1 pseudogene is annotated in these 1222 nt (G+C 60.1%); it reads right to left on the bottom strand.

Going from position 1 to position 1222, the window contains the following annotated elements:
* Window positions 1-1222: pseudogene (locus tag Xets_RS12645) on the bottom strand (DNA primase); the annotation flags it as partial.

The following is a 1222-nucleotide window of genomic DNA, read 5'->3' as shown; positions in this document are numbered from 1 at the left end:
AGTCCCGCTCGTTCTCGGCCAGCAAGCCTTCGAGCGTCTGCTTCTGGCGCTGCACCGCATGGATAGCTTCGGTCTGTTCGCGGGATTCGTTGACCGTCAGCACCAGACAGCGGTTGAGCAGCTCTTCATCCACATCAATGGCGGTTGTGGTGAGCATCAGCATCACCGGACCTTTGACGGTATAGCTTTTGGTGACGAGGTTGCCGGTTGCCTCATCCTTGCCCGTGCTCGCCATCGTCAGTTCGCCATCACTTTGCAACAGCTTCAGCGCATAGGCGGCCTGCCGTACCCCTTCTTCTTCGGCGATAGCTAATATCTTGTGCTGGAGATTAGTTTCACCGAGATAGAACAGGCTTTGCCCGGTCATGGCGCTGTACTGGATGCGCTCTTCCTCCGGGATCAGGTTCAGTACCGCCTCCATCAGCGAGGATTTTCCGGCGGCGCTGCTGCTCTGGATAAGTACCGCTAACGGTTTGGGTAACTTTCGGCTCACTGCTGCCAGATAGCCCGCAAGCAGATTGGTGGATTCACCAACCACGCCACAGGCGGCTAAGTCAGCGGTAATACGTGCCGTCAGGTAGGGATCTTGCAGTAACGCCAGTGCCGCTTCCCGTTCAGCGATCCCCATCGCCGGTACGCGGGGTTCGGTGCCTGATGTGTCCTGCTGTTGCCCCTGTTCAACCGCCAGTAACACCTGCCCCAGCGAACGGCGCAACTCAGCCTCTCCCAGCCCCAGTTCGGTGGCGGCCAGTCTGGCATAGCTGTTCCGGCTGCGGGCACTCATCAGGTCAACCCCGTCGGTGAACAGGACGCCGCTTTGTGTGTCCAGCACCTGCGCATTGAGTTTCATCGTGGCAGCGCCGGCTTTGACTGCGCCCATGCCCCGTAAGCACCATTGCAGTGTGCCGATCGAGATAAGCCGCTCGCCATGCTCACCGGATTCACAGACGACATTCGGCGTCACGCGGGGTACGGGTCCAGCGGCTAAAGGGGAAGCGGGTTCTGGCGCGGTGTCCGGCTCAGGCGTCTGGCGCTCAAGGGCGACCATATCCGCTGCCGCCTGCATCGGTACAGCACTCTCAATCAGCAGGGCAAAGGCCGATTCGGGTTCGGCCATCTGACACAGATACCCGTTGGCATCCTGATCTGGCGGGAACACTATACGCAGCGGCGTGATGCCTTTGGCAACCAGTGCTGCCGCCAGTTTGACGGCGGCATCATT

This window comes from Xenorhabdus sp. TS4 (genome assembly GCF_014467265.1).
GTDB classification, from domain to species: Bacteria; Pseudomonadota; Gammaproteobacteria; order Enterobacterales; family Enterobacteriaceae; genus Xenorhabdus; species Xenorhabdus ehlersii.
The sequence above is the reverse complement of the archived record's forward strand: the minus strand, read 5'-3'. Positions and strand labels throughout refer to the sequence as shown.